Here is a 26,819-nt window from a genome sequence, read left to right as displayed (position 1 = left end):
CCTTATGCAGATGTGCCGCCCGTGCGCTGCGGTCGCGCGGCACGGACGATGCGGAAGGCGGCATCGCCGCCGATCTCCTCCACCTCGCGGAAGAGGGCGCGGAGACCGCGGTCATAGGGCAGATGCCGGTTGGCCACCAGCCAGAGCACGCCGGACGGGGCCAGAAGCCGGGCCGCCGCCTGCAGGAAGCCCATCCCCAGCGTCGGATCGGCCTCGCGCGTGGTGTGGAAGGGCGGGTTGCAGACCACCACATCGGCCGGTTTCGACAGGCGGAAGCGCGTGGCGTCGGCCCAGTGGAAATGGGCGCGCTCGTCGGTGATGTTCAGCCGCGCGCAATCCAGCGCCGCATGCTCGGCCTCGACAAGGTCGATCCGCTTCACGGCCCGCCGCTCGAGCACCGCGCGCGCGAGGAAGCCCCAGCCCGCGCCCAGATCCACCACCCGGCCCGAGAGATCGGCCGGAAGGGCCTCGAGCAGAAGCTGCGAGCCGCGGTCGGGCGCATCGGCCGAGAAGATGCCGGGAAGGGTGCGGAAGCCGCCCGCAATCTCGACCGGACGCGCCGCCCAGTCTTCCAGCCCCGGCTCGGCCGCGAAGGTGAAGAGCTTGCCATGCGCCTTGGAGAGCGTCGCCGACACGGCCAGACGCTCGGCCAGATCGCGCCAGACCGCCTCGATCCCGTCGGTCTTCTGCCCGTCCACGACGATGAGCCCGCCCGGCTCGACGGCGGCGGTGGCCTCGGCCAGCAGCGCCCGCGCCTCGGCCCGCGCGCGCGGCAGGCAGACGACGGCCGCCGCATGGCCCGATCCGCCCGCCACGGCCACGCGGTATCCCTGCGCCGCGAGCGCATCGTGATCGGGCCGGAACCCCTGCACCAGCAGAAGCCGGTCCTTCGGCAGCGCCGAGAGATCATCGGCCGCGCGCGGGCGATAGACGACGATGCTGCCCGTGTCGGGCAGCACGACCGCGCCGGTTTCCAGCGCCAGTGTCAGGCGGGCAGATCGCATCCGCAGGCCCCGGGGCCTATTCCTTTTCCATGGTGCACTGGAGCGGATGCTGGTGGCGCCGCGCGAAATCCATCACCTGGGCCACCTTGGTCTCGGCGACCTCGAACGAGAAGACGCCCACCACCGCCAGCCCCTTCTTGTGGACGGTCAGCATGATCTCGAAGGCCTGCGCATGGCTGAGGCCGAAGAACCGTTCGAGCACATGGACGACGAACTCCATCGGCGTGTAGTCGTCATTGAGCAGCAGCACCTTGTAGAGGGGCGGCCGCTGCGTCTTGCTGCGGGTCTTGGTCAGGATGGACGTGTCGTCGCCGGTGCCGCCCGTCTTGTCGGACATCTGAAGCGGACGAAGTTTCAAGATCGTGGCTCCTGCCGGTGGGCGGATTCGCGGGTTTGCGAGAGAAAAACAGTATAGTCGGTTTTCATCCGTCGGAAAGGGGCGGACATGACGCGGAGAGGCTTGCGGCCGGCGGCGCTTGCGGCTTAATCCGGCAGCGACGGGAGGGGCCATGGACCGGCGCATCACCACCATCGCGTTCGACGCGGACGACACGCTCTGGCAGAACGAGACCTTCTACCGGCTGACGCAGGAGCGATTCGCGGCCCTCCTCGCCGAGCATGTCGAGGCGGACCGGCTGCATGAGCGGCTGCTCGCGGCCGAGCGGCGCAACCTCGGCCACTACGGATTCGGCATCAAGGGCTTCATGCTGTCGATGATCGAGACCGCCATCGAGGTGACCGAGCAGCGGGTTCCGGCCGCGGTGATCGGCGAGATCATTGCCGCGGGCCAGGAGATGCTGGCCCATCCGATCGAGCTTCTGCCCCATGCGCGCGCGGCCGTGGAGACCTTGGCGGCCGATTTCCGTGTCATTCTTGTCACGAAGGGCGATCTTCTCGATCAGGAGAGGAAGCTCGCCCAGTCGGGGCTGGGAGAGATGTTCGACGCGGTCGAGATCGTCTCGGACAAGAATGCGCGCGTCTATGACCGGATCTTCCGGCAGCACGGCGACGGCCCTGAACGCGCGCTGATGGTGGGCAACTCATTGAAATCCGACGTTCTGCCGCCGATCGAGGCCGGGGGATTCGGCGTGCATGTGCCCTACGGCCTGACCTGGGCGCTGGAACATGCCGATCCGCCCGACGGGCATCCGCGCTTCTTCACGCTGCCGGACCTCGCCGGGCTGGCCTCGCTCGTCGAGACCCTTAACGAGAATCCGCCGTAACTTGAGGTTCTTGACCATGCGCGCCCCACTTTTGCCACAGTTGTTAAAAAGGCTGCTGAAAGCCCTTGAAATGGAGGGGTTTTCCTGAATCGCCTCCTGTGCTAGCGTCGGGTCAAATCATAAGATCCCCGGACTGCGTAAACCGGCGGAAACGAGGCAGACAGAAGGACAGGCGACGTGACATCGCAGCTGGGGCAGTACGTCCGGAAAATGCTATTCGTGGTCGCAGCCGTAGTGGTTGCAGCGCAGTCGGCCGTTGCCGCGCCCTACGCGGCCATCGTCATGGATGCGCGGACGGGCGAGACGCTCTACGAGACCAACGCCCGCACGCGCCTGCATCCGGCGTCACTGACCAAGATGATGACGCTCTACATCACCTTCCAGGCCATCCAGAGGGGCGAAATCTCGCTCGATAGCATGGTGACGGTGACGAAGAACGCGGCGTCGGAACCTCCGTCGAAGCTGGGCCTGAAGAGCGGGCAGCGCATCGCGCTGCGCTACCTGATCCGCGCCGCCGCCGTGAAATCGGCCAACGACGCCGCCACCGCGATCTGCGAGGCGGTGGGCGGCTCCGAGGCCGCCTTCACCGAACGGATGAACCGGACGGCGAAGGCCATCGGGATGACCAACTCGACCTTCAAGAACTGCCACGGCCTCACGGCCGAGGGCCATCTCTCGACCGCCCATGACATGAACATGCTGGGCCGGCGGCTCTTCTTCGATTTCCCCCAGTATTACAACATCTTCTCGCGCCGGACGGCGGATGCAGGCGTGACCACGGTCTCGAACACCAACACCCGTTTCCTCGATGCCTACAAGGGCGCGGACGGGATCAAGACCGGCTATACCTCGCCCGCGGGCTACAACCTGACCGGCTCGGCGCAGCGCGGCAACAAGCGCATCATCGCCACGGTCTTCGGCGGCAAGAGCACCGCGCACCGCAACGCCAAGATGGCCGAACTGCTCGATCTCGGCTTTCGTGAGGCGCCGGCGAACGCCACGGTCCGCAAGCCGGCCCCGATCGACACCAACGCCCTTGCCGTCGCCTCGGCTCAGGCAGCCCAGCAGCAGCCGGTCGAGGTGGCGTCGCTGACCCGCTCTCCGCGGCCGCAGGCCCGGCCGGGCTCGTCCGCAGCCGTCGCGGCGGCCGCTGTGGTGAACTCGATGCAGGGCGGGATAGAAAGCGCGCTGGCGCAGGCTTCGGCCGAGGATGTGGTGGCGATGCAGGTGGCGCAGGCGGTCTCGTTCGAGGGCGAGGGCTCCGATTCGGGCGTAGCACCCCGCAGCCGCCCGGCGATGCAGCTGGCGGCCGCCTCGCCTGTGCCCACCTCACCCGAGGTCGTCACCCGCATGTCCACATCGGGCGGGCGCCACTGGGGCGTGAATGTGGGACGTTTCCCGTCACGCACGGCGGCCGAGCGGCAGCTCATGCAGATCGCGCTGGCCGAGACCGGCACCCTCGCCGAGGGCCTGCGCAAGATCATCGAACGCTCTGGCGGGTATGACGCGAACTTCATGGGCCTCACGCAGGACCAGGCCGACCTCGCCTGCCGCCGCCTGCAGGCCCGCGCCATCCAGTGCTTTGCCATCGGCCCCTGAGCCGACAGCCGACCCTCCGACAAAAGGCCCGCGAGGTGACTCGCGGGCCCTTTGTCATGCGCCTCTGGTCCGCCCCTATTGCCGGGGCTGATCGTCGTAATCGGTCTTGAGGATGCGGTTCGCGTCGCCTTCCGGGTCGTCATACTGGCGCGACTTCAGTGACCAGAAGAAGGCGGCCAGCCCCAGCCCCCCGAGGAAGAGCGAGATGGGGATGAGGTAGGCAAGAATGTCCATCACTTCACCCGCAGCGCATTGAGCGAGACGCTGATCGACGAGAGCGACATGGCCAGCGCCGCGGCGAGCGGCGTGGCAAGGCCCACCAGCGCGATCGGAACGGCCACCACATTGTAGAGGCCCGAGATGGCAAAGTTCTCGCGGATCCGCCGACTGGCCTTGACCGCGATCCGGGCGGCATCGGCGATGGGCGCCATGTCCTTGCCCAGAAGCACGATGTCGGAGGCCACCCGCGCCGCATCGAGCGCCGAGGCCGGCGAGATCGACACATGCGCCGCCGCCAGCGCCGCCGTGTCGTTGAGCCCGTCGCCCACCATCAGCACGCGCCGCCCCTCGGCCGTGAGGTCCGAGACGCGCGCGGCCTTCTCGGCCGGAAGCTGGCCCGACCGCCACTCCGCGATCCCGAGCCGCTGCGCCAGATCGGCCACGGCGCCTTCGGTGTCGCCCGAGAGCAGCAGGATGCGCTTGCCCTGCCCCGTCAGCGCGCGCACCGCCTCTTCGGCGCCGGGCCGGAGCCGGTCCGCGAAGGTGATGGCGCGGGTGGCGCCCGCGAGGGACAGGTAGGTGGCGGTCACCGCCTCGGGCGCGGCACCGACCCATTCGGCGCGGCCGAGGCGCACGGTGCGCCCGGCGTGCCGCCCCTCGACGCCGAAACCGGGCACTTCCCGCAGGTCGGTGACGTGGGCGGGGCGCAGCCCCATGTCCCGTGCCGCCGCCGCCAGAGCCGTGGCCAGCGGGTGCGACGAGGCCCCGGCCAAGGCCGCCGCCACCTCCAGCTCGGCCCGCGCGAGCGTCGCCAGATTGGTGGGTTCCGGCGTGCCCAGCGTCAGGGTGCCCGTCTTGTCGAAGACCACCGTATCCACCTCGGCCAGACGCTCGAGCGCCGTTCCGTCCTTTATCAGCAGCCCCTTGCGGAAGAGCCGCCCGCTCGCCGCCGTCACCACGGCGGGCACCGCCAGACCGAGCGCGCAGGGGCAGGTGATGATGAGGACCGCGGCCGAAATGTTGATCGAGGTCCGCAGGTCGCCGTTCGTGATCCACATCCAGACCCCGAAGGCGCTGAAGGACAGCAGATGCACCAGCGGCGAATAAAGGCGCGAGGCGCGCTCGGCCAGCGAGGTGTAGCGGGTCCGCGCGCTCTCGGCCACCGCCACCAGATCGGCCATCCGGTGCAGCGAGCTGTCCCGGCCGGCCGCCGTCACCCGCACGGTGAGCGGGCCGGTCAGGTTCACCTCGCCCGCCGAGACGACCGTATCCGGGCCTGCCGGAACCGGCAGGCTCTCACCCGTCAGAAGCGAACGGTCCAGCTCGGAAAAGCCCTGCGTCACGACGCCATCGACCGGCATCCGCCCGCCCGGACGCACGCGCACCAGATCGCCTGCGGCCAGCTCGGCGATGGGCACGGTGACTTCCTCGCCGTCCCGCAGGAGCGTCGCGCGCGGCACCTCGAGCGCCGCCAGTTCCTCGGCGGCCGAGCGCGCCACGGCGCGGGTGCGGTGATCGAGATACCGCCCGGCCAGCAGGAAGAAGGTCAGCATCACCGCCGCGTCGAAATAGGCGTGGCGGCCCGAGTGGAAGGTCTCGAACAGCGAGATCGTGGAGGCGAGGATGATGGCCAGCGAGATCGGCACGTCCATCCCGAGCCGCCCGGCCCGAAGCGAACGCCAGGCGCTGCGGAAGAAGGGTTGCCCCGCGAAGACGACCGTCGGCAGGGCGATTGCCGCCGAGATCCAGTGGAACAGGTCGCGCGTCGCGGCCTCGGCCCCCGACCAGACCGCCACCGAGAGCAGCATGACGTTCATCATCGAGAAGCCCGCCACGCCCAGCCGCATCAGCAGGTCGCGCCCCTGCCGGTCGGTCTCGGTCGCCGAGAGCATTCCGGCATCCAGCTCATGCGCCTCGTAACCCAGCCGCGACAGGGCCTCGATCAGGACCGGAGCGGTCACCTCGGGGTCGGCATCGACCGACACACGGCGCAGCGTCAGGTTCACACGCGCCGAACGGACACCGGCCAGTTTCTCGAGCCCGCCCTCGACCGTCGTCATGCAGGCGGCGCAATGGGCGGTGGGCAGGGACAGCACGAGCCGCCCGGACGAAAGCCCCGACATGGCCGCCAGCCGCTCGGCCGAAGGCGCCGCGAGGCAGGCCGGGCAGGCCGACGCGCCTCCGGCAGCCTCGGGCTCGGGCAGGTCCATCCGCTCGACCAGCGACATGGCTCAGTCCCGGACGTGCAGATCGAGCCGCTGGCGGAACAGCGTGCCCGATGCGGAGGTGGCCTCGACCCGCAGGATCCATTTGCCCGGCGCGAGATCCTGCGCCGTGCGGAAGGCGCCGTCGCGGAGGAGGAACTCGGGCCGGCGGTCGTCGCGCGCCTCGGTCGAGCGGCCGATCAGGACGTCGAGCGTATGGACGGCGGCCGGTCGGCCCTCGGCGTCGCTGAAGCGCAGCGCGATCTCGCGGGCGGTTTCGTCATAGTCGGCCGCCAGCGACCAGCCGAGGGCCTGTTGCGCCGTCCGCTCGGCGTCGAAGGTCTGGCTGGCCACGTAGGGATTTTGCACCTCGAGCCCCGGAAAGGTCGAGACCGCCTTGAACGCCATGAGCAGGTTCACCGCGATGATGACGCCGAAGGCGCCCACGGTGATGGCCAGAACCTTGCGCCCGGTCATTTCGGCCATGTCAGTTGCCCCTTCCGTTGAAGATCGTGTCGTGATGGACCCGCTGCGCGGCCGAGAGATCCTCGACCCAGAGCCGGACATCGGTGCGCTCGGCCTCGGCGGCCGGGGTGCCACGGCTCGCGATGATATAGACGCGCTGGGTCATGGTCTCGTTCGCGGGGACCGTTACCACGGAACCCGGCACCCCCTCCAGCGAAAGGGCGAGATCGGCGGCGCTGGTCACCGAGATCTGATAGTCGCGCGCCTCGCCCTGCTTGTTGCGCAGCCGGACGTCATAGGTGTTGCGGATCGACCCGTCGGAGAGCGTGACGAAGATCGGGTTGCGCAGCGGGGTCACGTTGATGTCGATCGGCGAGCGCAGGAACAGGGCCACGACGAGCGCCACGCCCACCCCGCTCCAGAGGGCGGTGTAGAACAGGGTCCGCACCCGGAAGATGTGCCGCCAGGCGGACCGGGCCGGCTGGCCCGCACGCTCGGCACGTTCGTCGGTCAGCGCGAGGTAGCCGATCAGGCCGCGCGGCTTGCCGATCTTGTCCATCACCTCGTCACATGCGTCGATGCAGAGCGCGCAGGTGATGCAGGCCAGCTGCTGCCCATCCCGGATGTCGATGCCCATGGGGCAGACGTTCACGCAGGCCATGCAGTCGATGCAGTCGCCCTGCTTCTCCGAGACCGGCTCGCCCTTCTTGAGCTTGCCGCGCGGCTCGCCGCGCCATTCGCGGTAGGCGACGGTGATCGTCTCCTCGTCCATCATCGCGGCCTGGATGCGCGGCCAGGGGCAGGCGTAGATGCAGATCTGTTCGCGCGCGAAGCCGCCGAAGGCGAAGGTGGTGGCGGTCAGGGTCGCCATCGTGATGTAGGCGACGGGATGGGCATTGCCGGTCACCAGATCGACGAGAAGCGTCGGCGCATCGGTGAAGTAGAACACCCAGGCCCCGCCGGTCGCGAGGCCGATCAGCAGCCAGAGCGTCCATTTCGTGAGGTATTTCCGCGTCTTCTCGAAATCCCACCGCTGCCGCAGCAGGCGGATGCGGGCGTTGCGGTCGCCTTCGACCCAGCGTTCGACCAGGATGAAGAGGTCGGTCCAGACCGTCTGCGGGCAGGCGTAGCCGCACCAGACGCGCCCCGCGGCCGAGGTGAAGAGAAAGAGGCCGAGGCCCGCCATGATCAGCAGGCCCGCCACGAAGTAGAATTCGTGCGGCCAGATCTCGATCATGAAGAAGAAGAAGCGCCGGTTCGCGATATCGACGAGGATCGCCTGATCGGGAAGGCTCGGGCCACGGTCCCAGCGGATCCAGGGCGCGATGTAGTAGATCCCCAGCGTCACCGCCAGGATCCACCACTTGAGAGTGCGGAACTGGCCGCTCACCCGCTTGGGGAAGACAGGCTCGCGCTTGGCATAGAGGCTGGACGTTTCGGTATCGGGGCTGGTCACGACGGACTCCGGCTTCGTGGATGTTCCGGGTGCTATCAGACAGGACCGCCTTGGCAACTTGACATCGGTCAAAATTACGCATCCGTGATACATCATTCACGGCACGGACAGGCCCTCCATCTCCCGCTCTGGGGCATGGGAGGCGCCGACCCTCCGCACTCGGAACACGCGAACTGAACCGAGGGCCGGCGTCGGCCCGGGAGATCATCCCCCGGGCCGCTTCAGCACCACTTACTCGCCGCCGCCGAGGCCGTGGACATAGACGGCGACCGACCGGATGTCCGCTTCGGACAGGCGGGTGTTCCAGTTGGGCATCACGCCGAAGCGCGCGTAGGTCACCGACTCGGTGATCTTCTCGCGGCTTCCGCCATAGAGCCAGATCGCGTCCGTCAGGTTCGGGGCGCCCACGTCGCGGCTGCCGGTGCCATCGTCGCTGTGGCAGGCGGCGCAGTTGTCGAGGAAGACCGTCTCGCCTTCCGTGGCAAGAGCGGCGTCATGATCCTGCCCCGAGATCTGCAGGACATATTCGACCACCTGCGAAAGCTGGGCGTCATCCAGCAGGCCGTCGGCGCCAAAGCGCGGCATCTCGGAATAGCGCGCGTTGTCGTCGGTCGTGTTGCGGATGCCGTGCGTGACGGTGGTGTGGATCGACTCGATGTCGCCGCCCCAGATCCAGTCGTCGTCGAGCAGGTTGGGATAGCCCTGCCCCTGCACGCCCGCCGCACCCGAGCCGTGGCACTGCACGCAGTTGGTGCGGAACACGGCCGCGCCGGCGTTGGTCGCATACTGGACCAGATCCGGGTTGGCCGCGATCTCGGTCAGCTCCGTCTCGACGAGCCGCGTGCGGATCTCGGCATTGGCGTCGGCGTAGGCCTGGATCTCGGCGGCCACATCGGCCCGCGTCGATTGGCCGAGGAGCCCCTTGGTGGCGTCGTTCACCAGCGGCCAGGCCGGGTAGAGGATCGAATAGCCGATCGCCCAGATGATGGTGACATAGAAGGTCCACAGCCACCAGCGCGGCATCGGATTGTCATATTCCTCGATGCCATCCCAGGAATGGCCCGTGGTCGGCGGCTCGCCCGGCTTGTGTTTCGTCGGTTTCACACTCATTTCCTCGCCTCCTCGGACGACGACTCCGGGTCGTCATCGGCGGGTTTTGTCTCGTGACGGAAGATCGCGTTGGCGGCGTCCTCATGATGCTTTCGGCTTCTCGGACGCCAGGCCCAGAACACCACGCCCACGAAGAACAGCGTCATCACGACCAGCATCCAGCTGTCCGCAAAGCCGCGCAGCAGGCTGTAGGTCTCCATGCCCCGCCCCTTTACCGGCTGTCGTCGGGCGTGAAGGTCGAGAAATCGACCATCGTGCCCAGCACCTGCAGGTAGGCGATCAGCGCGTCCATCTCCGTCAGCTGCGGCTGGCCGTCGAAGTTGCGCACGGCGGCCTTGCCGTAACGCTCGAGCAGCCCGTCGCTGTCCGCATCGGGGTTGGCCTGCACCCTGAAGTCGGCAACCGCCGCCTCCATCATCTCGTCGGAGTAGGGCACGCCGACGATGCGATGCGTCGCCATCGTGTCACGGATGTAGCGCCCGTCGATCACACGGTCAGACAGGAAGCCGTATTTGGGCATGATCGATTCGGGCACCACCGACTGCGGGTCGGTGAGGTGATCGACGTGCCACTCGTCCGAGTAACGCTCGCCCACGCGGGCGAGGTCCGGGCCGGTGCGCTTGGAGCCCCACTGGAACGGGTGGTCGTACATCGACTCGGCCGCAAGGCTGTAGTGACCATAGCGTTCGAACTCGTCGCGCATCGGACGGATCATCTGGCTGTGGCAGACATAGCAGCCTTCGCGGATGTAGATGTCGCGGCCGGCCAGCTCGAGCGGAGTGTAGGGGCGAACCCCTTCCACCTTCTCGATCGTGTTCTCTAGGTAGAACAGCGGCACGATCTGGACCAGGCCGCCGATGGTCACCACGAGAAAGCTGAAGATCAGCAGCAGCGTGGCGTTCGTCTCGAGGATCTTGTGTTTTGCAAGGATACCCATGGTCCCCTCCGTCACTCAGCGGGAACCGCCGTGGCGCGCACCACCCGGGCGGGGGCGGACGTCACGGTTTTCCACATGTTGTAGCACATGATCAGCGCACCGACGAGGTAGAGCACCCCACCGAGACCCCGCACCACGTTCATCGGGAACTTGGCGGCCACCGTGTCGGCAAAGGCGTTCACGAGGAAGCCGTTCGCGTCCACTTCACGCCACATCAGCCCTTCCATGATCCCCGAGACCCACATCGACGAGGCGTAGAGCACGATGCCGATGGTCGCGAGCCAGAAGTGCCACGAGACGAGGCTGAGACTGTAGAGCCGTTCCTTGTTCCACAGCTTCGGCGTCAGGAAATAGAGGGCGCCGAAGGTGATCATGCCGTTCCAGCCAAGCGCGCCGGAATGGACATGGCCGATGGTCCAGTCGGTGTAGTGCGACAGCGAGTTGACGGCCTTGATCGACATCATCGGGCCTTCGAAGGTCGACATGCCGTAGAAGCCGATCGAGACGACCATCATGCGGATGATCGGGTCGGTGCGCAGCTTGTCCCACGCGCCCGAGAGCGTCATCAGGCCGTTGATCATGCCCCCCCACGACGGCATCCACAGCATGATCGAGAAGACCATCCCCAGCGTCGAGGTCCAGGTCGGCAGCGCCGTGTAGTGCAGGTGGTGCGGACCGGCCCAGATATAGAGGAAGATCAGCGCCCAGAAGTGCACGATCGACAGCTTGTAGCTGTAGACCGGACGCTCGGCCTGCTTGGGCACGAAGTAGTACATCATGCCGAGGAAGCCCGCGGTCAGGAAGAAGCCCACGGCGTTGTGGCCATACCACCACTGCACCATGGCGTCCTGCACGCCCGAGAAGACCTGCACGGATTTCGACCCGAAGAACGAGACCGGCACCGACAGGTTGTTGAAGATGTGGAGCATCGCCACGGTGACGATGAAGGCAAGGTAGAACCAGTTGGCCACGTAGATGTGGGGTTCCTTGCGCTTGATGATCGTCCCGAGGAAGACGGCCAGGTAGCAGACCCAGACGATCGTCAGCCACCAGTCGAGATACCACTCGGGCTCGGCATATTCCTTCGACTGGGTCGCCCCCAGCAGGTAGCCCGAAGCCGCGAGCACGATGAAGAGGTTGTAGCCCCAGAAGACGAACCAGGCGAGGTTGCCCCCCCACAGGCGCGCCGCCGAGGTCCGCTGCACGACGTAGAAGCTCGTCGCGATCAGGGCGTTGCCGCCGAAGGCGAAGATCACCGCGGACGTGTGCAGGGGACGCAGACGGCCGAAGTTCAGATAGCCCTGCGCCCACTCGAAGTTGAGCACCGGAAAGGCCAGCTGGAAGGCGATGAAGACCGCCACGAGAAAGCCGACCACGCCCCAGAAGGCCGTCGCTACCACACCGTAGCGGATGACCCCGTCCATGTATTCGGTCTGGAGCGCCGGCTTCGGACGGATCTCGTCCCCCACCCGGCGCACCTGCCACAGAAAGAGGCCGCCGGCCACCAGCATGACCGTCACGGCGTTTACCAAATATGCCAGGTCGCGCGCATAATTGGCTGCGATCGCGGCGCACAGCGCGATCACGCCGAGCGCGACCAACTTAACGTAATCCCACATCTTGCGTCCCTTCGTCTTCGCTAGGCCGACTCCCCCGGCCGATGCTTATCGACAGGCCGTGTGTGGCGGCATGTCGCGGAATGTGCCTTGATCCATGTCAATGGTTTCGGTCCTGATACTTGATCAGCATCAAGGAACAAAGCCCCATTCGATCACACATTCGAGGCGGATGCTCATCGGCTGGAGGTTGTGAAATGGCCTATAAATCCTTGCTGACGGTGGCCACCTCGCCCGACCGGGTCGAGCCGGCCATCTCGGTCGCCTCGCGGCTCGCCCTGAGCGAGGACGCGCATCTGGACGTGCTGGCCCTTGGCATCGACGGAACGCAGGTGGCCTACTACAACATGGGCGGCACGGCGGTCGTGCTGCAGATGGCGCTGGAACGCGCCGAGCAGGATGCCCAGGCCGTCGAGAAGGCGGCCCATGCGGCGCTCTCGGGGCAGCCTTCGATGCTGCGCCATTCGGTCGAGGCGGCCGTGGCCCAGATGGGCGGGCTGGCCGGTCTCGTCGCGCTGCGCTCGCGCTTTGCCGATCTCGTGGTGCTGTCGCGGCCCTACGGCAAGGGTCGGGGCGCCGAATCCGAAGCGGTGGTCGAGGCGGCGCTGTTCGAGGGCCAGGCCCCGGTGCTGGTGGTGCCCGACGACCCCACGCTCAGCACGAACTTCGGCCGGCGGATCGTCATCGCCTGGGACCAGAGCCGCGAGGCGCTGACCGCGGTGCGCAAGGCGATGCCCTTCCTGCTGCGGGCGGACAATGTGAACATCGTGATCGTGGACCCCGCCGCACATGGGGCCGAGCGGTCGGATCCGGGCGGGGCGCTCTGCCAGATGCTCGTGCGTCATGGCGTGCGGGCCGAAGTGTCGGTGCTGGCAAAGACCCTGCCGCGCGTCTCGGACGTGATCGCGCGCCATGTGCGCGACCAGGACGGCGACCTGCTGGTGATGGGGGCCTACGGCCACTCTCGCTTCCGCGAAGCCATTCTGGGCGGCGCCACCCGCGACATGCTGGAACTGGCCGAGGTGCCGGTCCTGATGGCGCACTGAGGCGCCGGGGTCCGCCCCTCGGGCGGGCCCTTCTCAGACGGGAAGGCCGCCGTCGCTGTCGTCGCCCGCCTCTTCCAGCAGGCGGGCGAAGTCGTTCACGATCACATGCCGCTTGCCCTCGAGCGCGATCACCCCGTCGCGCTTGAGCGCCGAGACCTGACGGCTCACGGTCTCGAGCGTCAGGCCCAGATAGTCGGCCATCTCCTCGCGCGTGAGCGGCAGGTCGAAGGTCAGCGGCCCCTTGGCGTCGCGCAGCTTCAGCGACGCATCGCGCCGGGCGATGATGGCAAGCAGGCTCGCGATCTTCTCGCGCGCGGTCTTGCGGCCCAGAAGCAGCATCCATTCGCGCGCGGCGTCCAGCTCGTCCAGCATCATCTCGAGCAGCCGCTGCCCGACATGGGGCGTCTTCTGCATCATGTCCTCGAACGGCTTGCGCCGGAAGCAGCACATGAGAAGGTCGGTCGTGGCCGTGACATCATAGGCCACCGTCTGCCGGCCCGGACGGCCGACGAAATCCGACGGAAGAAGAAGCCCCACCATCTGCCGGCGGCCATCCTCGAGGGTCTGGGTCAACGTGGCGATCCCGGTCACGACCGAGGCCACGAAATCCATCTTGTCCCCCGACCAGATCACCGTCTGGCCGGCCTGATAGCTGCGGTAATACTTGATCTGCTCAAGGGTCGTCAGCTCTTCGCTGTCGCAGCGCGCGCAGACGGCGCGGTGACGGATCGGGCAGTCGCCGCAGCGGTGGAGGAGGGTTGGCACTTCGTGCAGCGTCATGCTGTTTCCCCGCTTGATCTGAATCAAAGCAATAAACGACTTTCGCCCCTAGCGAAAGCCGATGGAGTCGGTTTCTCATCTTGCAAAACTCGGGCTCTTTGACGCGCGGGTTCCACGCTACACGAGCTACCCGACCGCCCCCCACTTTGGCGAAGGGGTGACACAACAGCTTCATGCCGGATGGATCTCGTCCATTCCTGCCGGAAGTTCAGTGTCCTTGTACCTGCATGTCCCCTTCTGCCGCCGGTTGTGCTGGTTTTGCGCCTGCCGCACGCAGGGCACGAGTTCGGACGCGCCGGTGCGCGCTTATGCCGCAGCCCTCAAGTCCGAGATCGCCCTGATCCGCTCGCGGCTCGCGCCCGGGGTCCGCCTGTCGCGGATGCACTGGGGCGGAGGCACCCCCACGCTCCTGCAGCCCGACCTGATCCGCGAACTGGTGCTGGCGATTCGCGACGCCCTGCCCTACGGGCCCGAGACCGAGTTCTCGGTCGAGGTCGATCCGAACGAGATCGACGCAGCCCGGCTCGATGCGCTCTTCGAGGCCGGCATGAACCGCGTCTCGATCGGCGTGCAGGATTTCGACCCGATGATCCAGAAGGCCATCGGCCGCGAACAGGGCCATGACCTGACCCGGCGCCTCACCGAGGATCTGCGCGCCAGCGGGCTCGAGGGGCTCGACATCGACATGCTCTACGGCCTGCCGCACCAGACCCCGCAGGGCATTGCGGACACGGTGCAGAAGATGCTGGCGCTTTCGCCCGATCGGGTGGCGGTGCTGGGCTACGCCCATGTACCCGCGATCTCGCGGCGGCAGCTGATGATGCCCTCGGCCGCCATTCCCTGCCCGGAAGAACGTCTGCGCCTGTTCGAGACGGCGCGCGACCTGATCCTGTGGGATGGTTACCAGCCCGTCGGCCTCGACAAGTTCGCCCGCGCCGGCGATCCGCTCGCCCACGCCCGCGCCTGCGGCCGGCTGCGCCGCTCGTTCGAGGGCTACACCGATGACCGGGCCGAGACGCTGATCGGGATCGGAGCCTCGGCCATCTCGCGCTTTCCGCAGGGCTTCACCCAGAACGCGCCAAGCACCTCCGATCACCTGCGCGCGATCCGGTCCGGGCGGTTCTCGACCAGCCGCGGCCACGCGCTGACCGACGATGACCGGCTGCGCGGGCGCATGATCGAGCAGCTTCTCTGCGATTTCCGCATCAGCCGCGCCCAGATCCTCGCCCGGTTCGCCATCACGCCCGAGCGGCTCGAGGCCCTGTTCCGCAGCTGCGCGGCCGCCTTCCCCGGCATGGTCGAGATCACGGGCCACGGGCTCGAGATCACCGACGAGGGCCGCCCCCTCACCCGCATGATCGCCCGCACCTTCGACGCCTACGACCAGAGCCGCAGGCGGCCGGACACGGTCTGAACCTGATCACACCGGCTGGTGCCGCTCGACGAACGCCACCAGCCGCGGCAGGCAGACCGTGCGCAGGTCGTAGCGGCCGAGGATCGTGTCGCGCGCGGCCTCGCGCAGCGGCCGGAACCGCTCGGGCTCGGCCAGGGCATGGATCATGGCGCGCGACCAGCCGGCCACGTCGAAGAAATCGACCAGCAGCCCGTTTCGCCCGTGCTCGATGACCTCTTCGACCGGCGCGGTGCGCGAGCCGATCACCAGCGCGCCCGCCGACATCGCCTCGAGCATCGACCAGGAGAGGACGAACGGATAGGTCAGATAGGCATGGGCCCGGCTGACCTGCATCAACGCCCTGAACCTGTCATAGGGCACGCGCCCCACGAAATGCACGCGCGAGAGATCGAGCCCGCTCCCCACCTCGTCGAGGAAACGCTGCTTCCAGCTGCCCGTCGTGGGTGCGGGGCCGTAGCTCACGCCCTCGCCGCCCACCAGCACCACCTGCGCGTCGGGCCGTGCCGAGAGAACCTCGGGCAAGGCGCGCAGGAAGATGTGATAGCCGCGGTAGGGTTCGAGGTTGCGGTTGACGAAGGTCAGCACCTCATCCCCGGGGCGAAGCACGCGCCCGTCCGGCAGCGCGAAGGATGCGCCGGGGTCGGGCGCCATCGACAGGGTATCCACCCCGTCGTGGATCACCTCGATCTGCCGCCGCAGGGCCGCCGGGTAGGTCGAAGCCTGCCAGTGCGTCGGTGACAGCCCGGCGTCGGCATGCAGCAACGCCTGCCCCAGATGCGCCGCCCTGCCCTGCGCGATCATCACCGCGTCAAAGGCGCGCCGATCGAACTCGGGATCGAAGCCCACGTCCTGCCCGGTCCCGCGATAGTAGAACTCGGCATAGATCAGCAGCCGCGCCTCGGGCCAGACCTCCTTCAGGAACAGAGTCTCGCCCCAGCCGGAATGGCCGAAGATGACATCGGGCCTGTAGCCCTTCTGGTCGCGCAGCTGCAGCGCCGCGCGGGCCACCGTCACGCCCCGGTCGCTCATCTGCGTGAAGTTCCGCCCCAGCCGCGTCGCCTGCGGATCGGGGGCGGGGGTCGCGTGGCGATAGCGCAGCACCGGGATGGGCGAGTCGCGCCCGTTGTCCGCGTCGGTCAGGGCCAGGCACTCGTGTCCGGCGCGCTGAAGCGCGGGCGCCAGATGCAGGAACTGGCCGGGAAAGTTCTGGTGGACGAACAGGATCTTCATGGCGCCTCAGGCGGGCTGGCGCACCGGGCCTCCGAAGGCGGCGGCCAGCAGGGTGCGGGTGTAGTCGGTCTTGGGCCGCTCGAAGACCTCGTCGCCCTCGCCAGCCTCCACAACATCGCCGTCCTTCATGACCAGAACCTTGTGGGACAAGGCCCGCACCACCCGCAGGTCGTGGCTGATGAACAGATAGGCCAGCCCCCACTTGCGCTGCAGCGCGCGCAGAAGCTCCACGATCTGGACCTGCACGGTCATGTCGAGCGCGCTTGTCGGCTCGTCCAGCACCACGAAGCGCGGCCGCAGGATCATCGCGCGGGCGATGGCGATGCGCTGGCGCTGCCCGCCCGAGAATTCGTGCGGGTAGCGGCCCATCGCGGCGGGGTCGAGGCCCACCTCGGTCATGATCTCGGCCACCATGTCCCGTCGGTTGCGGCCCTTTTCCACCCCATGCACGCCCAGCCCCTCGGCGATGATCTGCTCGACCGTCATGCGCGGCGACAGGCTGCCATAGGGGTCCTGGAAGACGATCTGCATGTCGCGCCGGATCTCGCGCAGAGCCCGCGCCCGGCGCGACTGGATCTCCTGCCCGAGGAAGGTGATCGGCCCCTGCGACTCGATCAGCCTGAGAATGCCCAGCGCCAGCGTCGTCTTGCCCGAGCCGCTCTCGCCCACCACGCCCAGCGTCTCGCCCTCTCGGATCGAGAGGCTGGCGGCGTTCACCGCCTTCACATGGCCGACGGTGCGCCGCAGGATGCCATGCTGGATCGGGAACCAGATGCGCAGGTCGCGGGTGCGCACGATCTCGGCCGCGCCGGCCGGCACCGGATCGGGCCGGCCCTTCGGCTCGGCCGCCAGCAGCTTCTGCGTGTAGGGATGCTGCGGCGCTGCGAAGATCTGCGCCGCCGGCCCCTGCTCGACGATCTCGCCGCCCTGCATGACGCAGACCCGGTCGGCGATGCGCCGCACCACGCCCAGATCGTGGGTGATGAACAGAAGGCTCAGCCCCTCCTTCGCCTTCAGCTCGGCCAGCAGGTCCAGGATCTGCGCCTGGATCGTCACGTCGAGCGCGGTGGTGGGCTCGTCCGCGACCAGCAGGTCGGGGCCGTTGGCCAGCGCCATCGCGATCATCACCCGCTGCCGCTGCCCGCCCGACAGCTGGTGCGGATAGGCGCCGAGCCGGCTTTCGGGGTCGCGGATGCCCACCTTCACCAGCAGGTCGAGGATGCGCGCCCGCGCCTTCTCGCCGGTCAGGCCCTGATGCAGGGCGAGGCTCTCGCCGATCTGCCGCTCGATCGTGTGCAGCGGGTTCAGCGAGGTCATCGGCTCCTGGAAGATGAAGCTGATGTCGTTGCCGCGCACCTTCCGCAGCGTGGGTTCCGGCGCCCCCACCATCTCGCGCTCGCCATAGCGGACCGACCCCGAGACCTCGGCGCTGTCGGGCAGGAGCGACACGGTCGAGAGCGCCGTCACCGACTTGCCCGAGCCGCTTTCCCCCACCAGCGCCACCGTCTCGCCGCGCCCGACCGAGAAGCTGACGCGCCTGACCGCCTCGACCACGCGGCCGTCCTGCCGGAAGCGGACGGTCAGCTCTTTCACCTCGAGAACGCTCATCGGAAGGTCTTTCGCGGGTCGAAGGCGTCGCGCACGCCCTCGAAGATGAAGACCATCAGCGACAGCATGATCGCGAAGGCGAAGAAGGCGGTGAAGCCCAGCCACGGCGCCTGCAGGTTCTGCTTGGCCTGCAGCGTGAGTTCCCCCAGCGAGGGCGCCGAAGAGGGCAGCCCGAAGCCGAGGAAGTCCAGCGCGGCGAGGCTGCCGATCGTGCCGGTGATGATGAAGGGCAGCATGGTCAGCGTGGCCACCATCGCGTTCGGCAGCACATGGCGGAACATGATGACCAGATCGGACACGCCCAGCGCCCGCGCCGCCCGGACATATTCGAAGTTGCGCGCGCGCAGGAACTCGGCCCGGACGACGCCGATCAGGCTCGTCCAGCCGAAGAGCACCATGAGGCCCACCAGAAGCCAGAAATCCATCTGCCAGATCGCGGCCACGATGATGATGATGTAGAGCGAGGGGGTCGAGCCCCACAGCTCGATCACCCGCTGGAAGATCAGGTCGGTCAGGCCGCCGAAATAGCCCTGCACCGCGCCCGCCGCGATCCCGATGACCGAGGTCAGGAAGGTCACGATCAGCGCGAAGGCCACCGACAGGCGGAAGCCGTAGATCACGCGGGCCAGCACGTCGCGCGCCGTGTCGTCGGTGCCGAGCCAGTGGTTGGCGTCGGGGGGCGAGGGGGCGGCCCGGCCGATGTCGTTGATCGTGTCGTAGCTGTAGGGGATCGGCGGCCAGAGCAGCCAGCCGGCCTCGATGGGCTCGCCATCCACCATGCCCGTGTCGATCTGATCCTCCACCGCCTCGGGATCGTCGAGGCAGGCCTCGAGCCCGCCCGAGCGGATCAGGCAGCGCACCTCGGGGTCGCGGTAGGCGGCCTCGGTCTGGAAATCGCCGCCGAAGACGGTCTCGGGGTAGAAATGGGTGATAGGCGTGTAAAGCCCGCCGCGATAGCTGACCAGGAGCGGCTTGTCGTTGGCCAGGATCTCGGCGAACAGCGACAGGCCGAACAGGATCGAGAAGATGAACAGCGACCAGTAGGCCCGCCGGTTGGCCTTGAAGTTGCGCCAGCGGCGCTGGTTGAGCGGAGAGAGCGCCATCTCAGCCCCGCGTCCCGAAGTCGATCCGGGGGTCGATCCAGACATACATCAGGTCCGACAGGATTCCCATCAGCAGCCCCAGCAGGCCAAAGACGAAAAGCGTGCCGAAGATCACCGGATAGTCGCGCGCCACCGCCGCCTCGAACCCCAGCCGCCCCAGCCCGTCGAGCGAGAAGATCGTCTCGATGATGAGGCTGCCGCCGAAGAAGACCGAGACGAAGACGGACGGAAACGAGGCAATCACGATCAGCATGGCGTTGCGGAAGACATGGCCGTAGAGCACCCGGCCCTCGGTCAGGCCCTTGGCGCGGGCGGTCATCACATATTGCTTGCGGATCTCGTCCAGGAACGAGTTCTTCGTCAGCAGCGTCAGCGTGGCGAAGGCCGAGATGGTCGAGGCCACCACCGGCAGCGTGATGTGCCAGAAATAATCGACGATCTTGCCCCAGAGCGACAGGCTCTCCCAGTTGTCAGATGTCAACCCGCGCAACGGGAACCACTGCCAGTAGGAGCCACCGGCAAACAGCACCAGCAGCAGGATCGCGAACAGAAAGCCCGGGATTGCATAGGCCACGATGATCGCGCCGCTGGTCCAGGTGTCGAAGCTGGTGCCGTCGCGCACCGCCTTGCGGATGCCCAGGGGGATCGAGACCAGATAGGCGATCAGCGTCGACCACAGCCCCAGCGTGATCGAGACCGGCATCTTCTCAAGCACCAGATCCACGACCGAGATCGAGCGGAAGTAGCTCTCGCCGAAGTCGAACCGCATGTAGTTCCACATCATGTCGAGGAACCGCTCCAGCGGCGGCTTGTCGAAGCCGAACTGCCGCTCGAGCTGGGCGATGAACTCGGGCGGAAGCCCGCGCGAGCCGACATAGCGTTCGCCGGCCTGCGCGGTGGGCGTACTGCTGGTGCCGGCATCGCCGCCGCCCGCCACGGTCTGGAACACGTCGCCCTGCCCTTCCAGCCGCGCGAGCACCTGCTCGATCGGGCCGCCGGGCACGAACTGCGTCAGGGCGAAGTTGATGACCATGATGCCGAACAAAGTCGGCACGATCAGCAGCAACCGCCGGAGGATGTAGGCTCCCATCTGGGATGCGACCCCTTAGCGTCTCAGCGCGCCCGCCGCGCGCAAGGCCTCGGCCTTGTCGGGGTTGAACCACCAGAAGTCCAGCTCTCCCAGCGCGTAGGGCGGAAGTTCCTCGGGATGCTCATACATGTCGTAATAGGCGACGGTGTGGCTGGCCTTGTACCATTGCGGCACCCAGAACCGCTGAAGCCGCAGCACACGATCCAGCGCCTTGGTCGCCACCTCAAGCTCGTCCGAGGTCTCGGCCGCCAGCACCATCTCGATCATGCGGTCCACGGCCGGGCTCTTCAGCCCCATCATGTTGAAGCTGGAAACATCGGCGGTTTCCGAGCCGTAATACTGCTTCAGCTCGGAACCCGAGATGTAGTTGGTGCGCGCGTTTCCGGTGGTGATGTCGAAATCGTAGCTCGGTGGCCGGGTGCGGCTTTCCATCTGGGCGTTGTCCACCCGCGTCATCAGCGCGTCGATCCCGAGCGCCCGCAGGTTCTCGACGAACGGGTTGATGACGCGGTCGAAGGTCTGGCTGTCGTTCAGGAACTCGATGCGCAGCACCTCGCCGCCGGCGTTGCGGCGCAGGCCGTCGGCGCCCACCGCCCAGCCGGCATCGTCCAGGAGCTTGCTGGCCGCGCGCAGGTTCCGCCGGTCGAGCTGCCGGTCGCCCGATCCGGCCGGGCTGACGGGAGGCTCGGTCAGGATCGACTCGGGCAGCAGCCCCTCGTCCACCAGCGGCCTCATCAGCGCCACCTCGGCCTCGGAGGGCGGGCCCTCGGCCTCGAGGTAGCTGTTTTCCCAGAAGGAATCGACGCGGGTATAGAGGCCGTAGAAGAGGGTCTGGTTGGACCATTCGAAGTTGAACATGAGGTTCAGCGCCTCGCGCACGCGCGGGTCCTGGAACTTGTCGCGGCGCAGGTTCATCATCCAGCCCTGCCCCGTGGCCTTGGCGCCCGCGGGCAGTTCCACCTTCGTCACATGGCCCGCGCCCACCGCCGGAAAGTCGTAGCCGGTGGCCCAGAGGATCGAGGAGGCCTCGTTGCGGAAGGTGTAGCTGCCGCCCTTGAAGCCCTCGAAGGCCGCGTTGTAATCCGCGTAATATTCGATGCGGATGCGGTCGAAATTGCCCCGCCCGCGGTTGATCGGCAGATCGTTGCCCCAATAGTCGGGGTTGCGGCGATAGACGACCGTCTGGCCCACGTTCATCCGGTCGAGCACATAGGGCCCCGAGCCGAGGAAGGGTTTGAGGCCGCCCTCCTCGAGATCCAGCCCCTCGCGTTCGTAGTGCGCCTTGGACAGCACCGGCAGGCCACCCACGTCCTGCGGCAGGTCGCGGGTGGGGATGCCCGGCTTGAAGGTGAACCTGACCCGGTGGGTGTCGAGCGCCTCGGCGCTTTCGACCTGCTGGGCAAAGACGGTGCGGAAGTCGGTCAGCCCCTTGGTGAGGAAGGTCTCGTAGGAGAAGACCACGTCCTCGGCCGTCACGGGCGTTCCGTCCGAGAACGTCGCCTCGGGGCGGAGGTTGAAGATCACCCAGCTGCGGTCCTCGGGATATTCCAGGGTCTCGCAGAGCAGGCAGTAGGCGGCGCCGATCTCGTCGGCGGTGCCGGTCAGGATCGATTCGTACATGATCGACGAGAGCGCGGCGGCCCGGCCCTTGACCGAGTAGGGGTTCATCGAATCGAACCCCCCGAAGGCCCATTCCGAGATCTCGCCCCCCTTGGGCGCGTCGGGATTCACATAGGAGAGGTGTGTGAAATCGGCCGGATAGTTCAGGTCGCCGAAGGTCGAGATGCCATGCGAGCGGATGATCGTCTCATCCTCCTGCGCGCGAACGGGAAGCGCCGCGGCCGTGACGAGCAGAAGACCAAGCCCCCCCAGAAGCCATGACTGCACGTCGGGAAGTCTCGAGACTGCGACCCTGCCCTGCGCCGTGCGCGCCGCGACTCCACCCATACCGTTCTCCCTGCCACGTTCCGTTCGCCTGGGCCTCAAACGGCCCTGCGGTGGACCATGCTACGGTGCAACCCGCAGCGGCCTCAAGTTGCGATTGCGTGACAGGGGCTGCAAGAGCCCGCCCGGACAGCAAAAAGGCCGCCCGGTGGGCGGCCTGCCGCAGGGCCTGGGCCCCGCGTTACTGAAGCGAGGCGAGATAGGCCACGACGTCCGCCCGATCCTGCTCTTTCGGCAGGCCCGCGAAGGTCATCTTGGTGCCGGGCACATGGCTCCTGGGGTTCTGCACGAAGGCGTCGAGTTCCTCGACCGTCCAGGTCGGCGCATCGGCCGCATGGGCCACCATCGCATCCGAATAGGCAAAGCCGTCAACACCCGCCACCGCGCGATCGATGATCCCGTCGAGATGCGGGCCGGTGGCGTTCGACCCGTCGAGCTTGTGGCAGGCCGCGCATTTCGCATAGACCTTCTGCCCGGCCGCCGGGTCGGCCGCAGCCACCAGCTCGGCGAAGGGCACGGCCTCGGCATCGGGCTCTTCCTCGGCTGCCCCGCCGCCGCCCGTCTCGATCACATAGGCCTGCACGGCATCCTCGCCATGACCCCCGCCGGTGGTGTAGAGCCCGGTGGCCGCCCAGGAACCGAGCAGGAATACCAGGAGCGCGCCGCACCCGGCGCCGACCGCCTTCGTCAGGGTCATCGTGTCGAACATGTCGCATTTACCTCGATTTGGGTCCGCGGGACATGTATCCGCTTCTTCCCCATCCTTTCAAGGTGTAGTAGCGCCGCCGGACGCGGGGACAACCTGTTTTTGATCGCGGAGACCCTAGTCATGACCGGCCGAATCGCTTTCCAGGGGGAACCCGGAGCCTATTCGCACCAGGCCTGCCGGCAGGCCCGGCCCGGGATGGAGGCCGTCCCCTGCCGCACCTTCGAGGATGCGATCGAGATGGTCCGAGCGGGCGAGGCCGATCTGGCGATGCTGCCGGTCGAGAACTCGACCTACGGCCGGGTCGCCGACATCCACACGCTGCTGCCCGGCTCTGGCCTGCGGATCGTGGACGAGGCGTTCGTGCGCGTTCATATCAACCTGCTGGCCGTGCGCGGCACGCCGATCGATCGGATCGAGCGCGCCATGAGCCATACGGTGCTGCTGGGCCAGTGCCGCACCTTCCTGCGCGACCACGCAATCCGCCCCGTGACCGGCGCCGACACGGCAGGATCGGCGCGGCTGGTGGCCGAGAAGAACGACCCCGCGCTCGCGGCGCTCGCGTCCGAGCTTGCGGGCGAGATCTATGGCCTCGACGTGATCGCCCGCCACATCGAGGACCAGTCCAACAACACCACCCGCTTCCTCGTCATGTCGCGCGAGGCGGACTGGAGCCGGCGCGGCCCGGGCAAGATGGTCACGACCTTCACCTTCCGCGTCCGCAACATCCCGGCCGCGCTCTACAAGGCGCTCGGCGGCTTTGCCACCAACGGGATCAACATGACCAAGCTCGAGAGCTACATGGTCGGCGGATCCTTCACCGCGACCGAGTTCTACGCCGACATCGAGGGCCATCCGGAAGATGCGAACGTGGCGCTTGCGCTCGATGAACTGGGCTTCTTCACCAGCCAGTCCGAGATCCTCGGCGTCTATCCGGCCGATCCCGGGCGAGGCTGACCGGCGCGCGGGGCTTCGGCTCAGCCCTGCGTGTCTCTGCGGCGCGCCTTCCAGCGATCCTCGATGTCGGCGGCAAAGCCCGCGATGCGCCGGTCGTATTTCTCCTGCAGCTTGCCCCGCGCAAGCCGCAGCGACTGGATGAAGACCCGCGCGGTCATCGACAGGGGCCGGACCTCCGAGACCACCGTCACCCGCGTCCGGCGCGGGGCGACCTCGTGGAAATCGAGCGTCAGGTCGGCCTTCATCGAATGTCCGACGGCCTCGAACAGCAGGCGCTGGCCGGGCTCGGCGCCGGCGAGGCGCATGTCCACCTCGCGCGGCTTGCCCTGGTATCCGAAGCGGATCAGCCAGGCCATGCCCGGCCCTTCGGTCGGCGCGCCGTCCAGCCGCTGCACCTCGACTCCGCGCCTCAGCGCGGTCCGCTCCCACAGGGTGAAGTCCGAAAGCTGCCCCCAAACGAACTCTATCGGAGCCTCGACGACTTCCTTCGCGCTCAGCCGCATGATCCGTCCCCCTTCGCGTTCCGGCGCCTTCTGGCCTCAATCCAGCCGGTCCGCAAGCCAGTTGGCGATGAGGAAATGCGCGATCGAACCCTCGCGCGCCGGCTTGATCGCGGGATGGCGCCCGGCCATCACCGTCAGCATCTCCTCGCGCGAGACCCAGCAGGCCTGCTCGAGTTCGGCCGGGTCGAGGGTGATCTCGTCCGTGAGGGCGATCCCGTGGCAGCCCATCATCAGCGACGCCGGAAAGGGCCAGGGCTGGCTTGCGAGGTAGCGCACGGGGCCGACGGTCACGCCCGCCTCCTCCAGCACCTCGCGGCGCACGGCGGCCTCGATCGTCTCGCCCGGCTCGACAAATCCCGCCAGACAGGAGTGGACGCCCTCGGGCCAGCCGGGCGAGCGGCCGATCAGCGCGCGGTTTCCGTGGGTCACGAGCATGATGACCACCGGATCCGTCCGCGGAAAATGCTGCGCCGCGCAGGCGGTGCAGCGGCGGTGCCAGCCGCCCTCGGTGGGCGCCGAGGGCGCGCCGCAGGCCGAGCAGAAGCGGTGGCTCCGGTGCCACTGGACCAGCGCCTTGGCCGTCGCCGCAAGCTCGGCCTCGCGGGGTGAGAGCCGCAGCATGACACCGCGCAGTTCGCCGAAGCCCAGGGCCCCGGGCAGCGCCGGATGGGTCTGGAACGAGGGATCGAAGAAGCCCGCCTGCACCGCCTCGGCCCCCGCTTCGGGCGACCAGTGCGAGATGTCGGCGGCAAAGCGGGGCAGGTCTCCGTCGAGCCCGAGAAAGACGGGCGCATCGGCCCCGGCCAGCACCGGATGGCCGGCCTCGAGCCAGCCCAGGTGCCCGCCATCTGCGCAGAGCGGGCGGCCACGCCAGACCGGCAGGATCCACCCTGCCCCGAGCAGATCCGCCAGCCCCTCGACATCCGCCCTGAGCCGCCCTGCCCGATCCAGCCCCGAGCCTCCGAAGGTCACCGTTTCCGCGATGCGCATTCCGCCCTCCCACAGCCGGCGCCCCCGCCACCCGTCGGCCGTCATGCCACGCCGCGCCCGCCCGGCCAAGGGGCTCGGAGGCGCCTTGCGGCCGGGCCGCCGCGACAGCATTGCCTCGGGCGCGGCGCATGAGCCCCGAGACATGCTGCGTTTCCGGGGCGCTTGCAAATGCGGGCCGCCCGGCCTATATCGGCCGCGAGAGGTTGGCGCGGGCAGGCGCCTCGCCAACCCGGTCAGGTCCGGAAGGAAGCAGCCGTAACGAGCCCCGTCTGGGTCGATGTCCAGCCTCTCACCTAGCACCCCCTCAAGCCACTGATCGCGCTGGTAACCCTTGTTCTTCAAGGGAATGTGCCCCAAGTTCTGCTACAAGAACTGCTACAAAACGGGCCGTGGCTGAGCATGAAGAACGTCCAGATGGTGCGCGGGAAGTGGCGCGCACGCCTCACGGTTCCCGAGGAGCTCCGAGGCCTTGTCGGCAAGCGCGAGCTGGTGGCCGACCTGCCAGGCGACAAGAACGACCGCGACCGCCGGGCGCTCGCCGTCCTGAACGGCTTCCACGCGATTCTGGACGATGCTCGCGAAGCACTCGCAGCGCAGCGCCCGACCCTCTCGACCGCCGCCAAGGCGCACTACCAGGCCGAGCTGGATGCCGACGACCTCGGTCGCCGCGCGCGCACGTCCGGGCTGGAAGACGACGAACGGCGGAGTCGGTCTGTCTACGCAAACAGGCTTCGACTGGTGGCGGCTGGCAAGGCTTCACCTGAAGAGGCCGAGGCGCTGATCGGCTTTGGCGCCGATGAGCTGCACCGCAAGGGACAGGCGCCGGACACGTCCCGCGCCGATCTGCTGCGCGCCCTGGCCGAGGTGCAGCTTGAAGCGCTTGCCCGCTTCGAAGAACGTGACGCCGGGCAGGTGAAGCCGAGCGAGCCGAGAAGCGAGCTGCTGACCGCGCCGGATCCTGAAACCACCAGGACCGCCGATGTCGGTGCCACGGGCGGCCTCTTGCTGTCCCAGGCCCTCGCCGGCTTTCACAGGGAGCGCACGGCGGGCGGGCGGACCCTCGCCCCGAAGACGATGGAGGAGCACGGACTTGCCGTCCGCATGTTCTCCGAGTTCATGGGTGGGGACATGCCCGTCAAGACCATCATGAAGCGGGACGTTATCGCTTATAAGCAGGCGCTTCTTGAAACCCCGAACCGCTACACGATGCGCTTCCGGGGTCTGACGCTTCCGCAGGCAATCAAGGCGAACAAGAAGCGGAGCGAGCCGTTCGCGACGCTGCAGCCGAAGACCATCAACATGAAGTGGCTGTCGCACCTGTCCACCGTCTTACAGTGGGCCTCGAACAACGGCCACGTCGAGGCAAACCCGGCCCTCGGCATCCGAGTGGACACTGGCAGCAAGGTTCACCGGGAAGCGACCCGGCTGCCGTTCACCCGCGACGAGCTCAAGCAGATCTTCGGACACCCCCTGTTCGCCGACCCCGGGGAATACGGTCTGAACCAGTGGGCAACACTGATCATGCTCTACACCGGCGTTCGAAACTCATCGGAAATGTCGCTGGTTTTGCCCCCGTTTCACCGGACACTCAGGCGTTTGCGGTTTGGGCTGCGAT

General features: G+C 67.6%; 25 protein-coding genes and 1 other RNA gene. 7 read left to right on the top strand and 19 right to left on the bottom strand.

All coding sequences use genetic code 11. The features are described from left to right. Positions 1 to 2: 2 nt before the first annotated feature. The gene (locus FG154_RS10050) at positions 3 to 1,004 is read right to left on the bottom strand and encodes a class I SAM-dependent methyltransferase (RefSeq protein ID WP_145107237.1); all 1,002 of its coding nucleotides are present in this window, start codon (positions 1,002 to 1,004) and stop codon (positions 3 to 5) included. 16 nt (positions 1,005 to 1,020) lie between these two features. Next, positions 1,021 to 1,341 (bottom strand): ATP-dependent Clp protease adapter ClpS, encoded by a 321-nt coding sequence (gene clpS, locus FG154_RS10045; RefSeq protein ID WP_044247789.1) that lies wholly within the window; start codon positions 1,339 to 1,341, stop codon positions 1,021 to 1,023. A gap of 172 nt (positions 1,342 to 1,513) precedes the next feature. Here clpS and FG154_RS10040 point away from each other — a divergent pair, with 172 nt between their 5' ends. Together FG154_RS10040 and FG154_RS10035 are read left to right on the top strand one after the other, a co-directional pair. After that, a complete protein-coding gene (locus FG154_RS10040) occupies positions 1,514 to 2,227 on the top strand; it encodes an HAD family hydrolase (protein ID WP_145107234.1) in 714 nt (237 codons plus the stop codon). 210 nt (positions 2,228 to 2,437) lie between these two features. Then, positions 2,438 to 3,826 (top strand): D-alanyl-D-alanine carboxypeptidase family protein, encoded by a 1,389-nt coding sequence (locus tag FG154_RS10035; RefSeq protein WP_246100214.1) that lies wholly within the window; start codon positions 2,438 to 2,440, stop codon positions 3,824 to 3,826. A 75-nt stretch (positions 3,827 to 3,901) separates the two neighbouring features. Here FG154_RS10035 and ccoS read toward each other — a convergent pair whose 3' ends face one another. The 8 genes from ccoS to ccoN all read right to left on the bottom strand — a co-directional run bounded on the left by ccoS (position 3,902) and on the right by ccoN (position 11,836). Then, positions 3,902 to 4,060 (bottom strand): cbb3-type cytochrome oxidase assembly protein CcoS, encoded by a 159-nt coding sequence (ccoS, locus tag FG154_RS10030; protein WP_011907597.1) that lies wholly within the window; start codon positions 4,058 to 4,060, stop codon positions 3,902 to 3,904. After that, positions 4,060 to 6,273, bottom strand: coding sequence for a heavy metal translocating P-type ATPase (locus FG154_RS10025; protein WP_145107230.1), 2,214 nt, complete (start codon positions 6,271 to 6,273; stop codon positions 4,060 to 4,062). Before FG154_RS10025 ends, ccoS begins: the two co-directional genes overlap by 1 nt. 3 nt (positions 6,274 to 6,276) lie before the next feature. Further along, a complete protein-coding gene (locus tag FG154_RS10020) occupies positions 6,277 to 6,735 on the bottom strand; it encodes a FixH family protein (protein WP_145107227.1) in 459 nt (152 codons plus the stop codon). 1 nt (position 6,736) lies between these two features. Next, positions 6,737 to 8,170, bottom strand: coding sequence for a cytochrome c oxidase accessory protein CcoG (gene ccoG / locus FG154_RS10015; RefSeq protein ID WP_145107225.1), 1,434 nt, complete (start codon positions 8,168 to 8,170; stop codon positions 6,737 to 6,739). Between the two features lie 231 nt (positions 8,171 to 8,401). Beyond that, positions 8,402 to 9,280 carry a cytochrome-c oxidase, cbb3-type subunit III gene (gene ccoP, locus FG154_RS10010; protein ID WP_145107223.1) on the bottom strand — a complete coding sequence of 293 codons (879 nt, stop codon included), beginning with the start codon at positions 9,278 to 9,280 and terminating at the stop codon, positions 8,402 to 8,404. After that, complete coding sequence (locus FG154_RS10005) at positions 9,277 to 9,480, bottom strand: CcoQ/FixQ family Cbb3-type cytochrome c oxidase assembly chaperone (RefSeq protein ID WP_011907592.1); 204 nt, start codon at positions 9,478 to 9,480, stop codon at positions 9,277 to 9,279. Before FG154_RS10005 ends, ccoP begins: the two co-directional genes overlap by 4 nt. Before the next feature lie 11 nt (positions 9,481 to 9,491). Next, positions 9,492 to 10,217: a cytochrome-c oxidase, cbb3-type subunit II gene (gene ccoO / locus FG154_RS10000; protein WP_145107221.1), complete on the bottom strand. Its 726-nt coding sequence runs from the start codon at positions 10,215 to 10,217 to the stop codon at positions 9,492 to 9,494. An 11-nt stretch (positions 10,218 to 10,228) separates the two neighbouring features. Beyond that, positions 10,229 to 11,836: a cytochrome-c oxidase, cbb3-type subunit I gene (gene ccoN, locus FG154_RS09995; protein ID WP_011907590.1), complete on the bottom strand. Its 1,608-nt coding sequence runs from the start codon at positions 11,834 to 11,836 to the stop codon at positions 10,229 to 10,231. 194 nt (positions 11,837 to 12,030) lie between these two features. Between ccoN and FG154_RS09990 the strand changes: the two genes are divergently transcribed. Beyond that, positions 12,031 to 12,879 (top strand): universal stress protein, encoded by an 849-nt coding sequence (locus FG154_RS09990; RefSeq protein WP_145107218.1) that lies wholly within the window; start codon positions 12,031 to 12,033, stop codon positions 12,877 to 12,879. A gap of 33 nt (positions 12,880 to 12,912) precedes the next feature. Here FG154_RS09990 and fnrL read toward each other — a convergent pair whose 3' ends face one another. Beyond that, positions 12,913 to 13,659: a transcriptional regulator FnrL gene (fnrL, locus tag FG154_RS09985; RefSeq protein WP_145107216.1), complete on the bottom strand. Its 747-nt coding sequence runs from the start codon at positions 13,657 to 13,659 to the stop codon at positions 12,913 to 12,915. A gap of 61 nt (positions 13,660 to 13,720) precedes the next feature. On the opposite strand from fnrL, the gene hemN reads away from it, so the two are divergent. Next, positions 13,721 to 15,073, top strand: coding sequence for an oxygen-independent coproporphyrinogen III oxidase (hemN, locus tag FG154_RS09980; protein ID WP_145107214.1), 1,353 nt, complete (start codon positions 13,721 to 13,723; stop codon positions 15,071 to 15,073). A 6-nt stretch (positions 15,074 to 15,079) separates the two neighbouring features. Here the strand turns inward: hemN and FG154_RS09975 are convergent, their stop codons facing one another. The 6 genes from FG154_RS09975 to FG154_RS09950 all read right to left on the bottom strand — a co-directional run bounded on the left by FG154_RS09975 (position 15,080) and on the right by FG154_RS09950 (position 22,757). Beyond that, entirely contained in the window at positions 15,080 to 16,303 is a 1,224-nt protein-coding gene (locus FG154_RS09975) for a glycosyltransferase family 4 protein (protein WP_145107212.1), read from the bottom strand. Between the two features lie 6 nt (positions 16,304 to 16,309). After that, a complete protein-coding gene (locus FG154_RS09970) occupies positions 16,310 to 17,911 on the bottom strand; it encodes an ABC transporter ATP-binding protein (RefSeq protein ID WP_145107210.1) in 1,602 nt (533 codons plus the stop codon). Beyond that, entirely contained in the window at positions 17,908 to 19,014 is a 1,107-nt protein-coding gene (locus tag FG154_RS09965; RefSeq protein WP_145107207.1) for an ABC transporter permease, read from the bottom strand. Before FG154_RS09965 ends, FG154_RS09970 begins: the two co-directional genes overlap by 4 nt. A gap of 1 nt (position 19,015) precedes the next feature. Next, entirely contained in the window at positions 19,016 to 20,104 is a 1,089-nt protein-coding gene (locus FG154_RS09960; protein ID WP_145107205.1) for a microcin C ABC transporter permease YejB, read from the bottom strand. A 15-nt stretch (positions 20,105 to 20,119) separates the two neighbouring features. After that, positions 20,120 to 22,051 carry an extracellular solute-binding protein gene (locus FG154_RS09955; RefSeq protein ID WP_145107202.1) on the bottom strand — a complete coding sequence of 644 codons (1,932 nt, stop codon included), beginning with the start codon at positions 22,049 to 22,051 and terminating at the stop codon, positions 20,120 to 20,122. Between the two features lie 178 nt (positions 22,052 to 22,229). Further along, positions 22,230 to 22,757, bottom strand: coding sequence for a c-type cytochrome (locus FG154_RS09950; protein ID WP_145107200.1), 528 nt, complete (start codon positions 22,755 to 22,757; stop codon positions 22,230 to 22,232). Between the two features lie 120 nt (positions 22,758 to 22,877). Between FG154_RS09950 and FG154_RS09945 the strand changes: the two genes are divergently transcribed. Further along, positions 22,878 to 23,711, top strand: a complete 834-nt coding sequence (locus FG154_RS09945; RefSeq protein WP_145107198.1) for a prephenate dehydratase — start codon at positions 22,878 to 22,880, stop codon at positions 23,709 to 23,711. A 20-nt stretch (positions 23,712 to 23,731) separates the two neighbouring features. Here FG154_RS09945 and FG154_RS09940 read toward each other — a convergent pair whose 3' ends face one another. Further along, entirely contained in the window at positions 23,732 to 24,214 is a 483-nt protein-coding gene (locus tag FG154_RS09940; protein WP_186312329.1) for an SRPBCC family protein, read from the bottom strand. A 36-nt stretch (positions 24,215 to 24,250) separates the two neighbouring features. After that, positions 24,251 to 25,204 (bottom strand): NAD(+) diphosphatase, encoded by a 954-nt coding sequence (gene nudC, locus FG154_RS09935; RefSeq protein ID WP_145107192.1) that lies wholly within the window; start codon positions 25,202 to 25,204, stop codon positions 24,251 to 24,253. Between the two features lie 196 nt (positions 25,205 to 25,400). Between nudC and ffs the strand changes: the two genes are divergently transcribed. Continuing rightward, an RNA gene (gene ffs / locus FG154_RS09930) (signal recognition particle sRNA small type) lies at positions 25,401 to 25,499 on the top strand. 104 nt (positions 25,500 to 25,603) lie between these two features. Further along, on the top strand, positions 25,604 to 26,819 hold a 1,216-nt coding region (locus FG154_RS09925; RefSeq protein ID WP_145107190.1), incomplete at its 3' end, for a site-specific integrase.

Source organism: Cereibacter sediminicola (genome assembly GCF_007668225.1).
GTDB lineage: Bacteria > Pseudomonadota > Alphaproteobacteria > Rhodobacterales > Rhodobacteraceae > Cereibacter_A > Cereibacter_A azotoformans.
The sequence above is the reverse complement of the archived record's forward strand: the minus strand, read 5'-3'. Positions and strand labels throughout refer to the sequence as shown.